This window comes from Bacillus sp. SIMBA_005, assembly GCF_046535585.1.
GTDB classification, from domain to species: domain Bacteria; phylum Bacillota; class Bacilli; order Bacillales; family Bacillaceae; genus Bacillus; species Bacillus pumilus.
Genome location: NZ_JAWRWI010000324.1, coordinates 1 through 275 on the forward strand (window position 1 = coordinate 1; position 275 = coordinate 275).

1 pseudogene is annotated in these 275 nt (G+C 42.5%); it reads right to left on the reverse strand.

The window, feature by feature from the left end:
• A pseudogene (gene padC / locus SB660_RS20310) lies at nt 1-206 on the reverse strand (phenolic acid decarboxylase); the annotation flags it as partial.
• Between the last annotated feature and the right edge of the window lie 69 nt (nt 207-275).

A 275-nucleotide genomic window follows, 5' to 3' on the forward strand; every position in this document is an offset into this window, starting at 1 on the left:
TCTGTGCCTGTCGGTTCAGTCCATGACACTTTGTATACGCCTTCTGTCAGCTTGACGATATTCACTTCCTGGTCGCGCACCCAACGGCCGCCTACCATTCCGCTATGAATCCGATAGTCGATCGTATGATCATTTTTAATATAGATTTCATACTCCCAGCCGTTTTCATACGTGTAAATCATATGGCTTCCGATAAAGTTTTCCATGTTGACTCACTCTCCATCTTATTATTGAATTTCATAAATATCTAACCGAATGTCATCCGGCAATCTGAC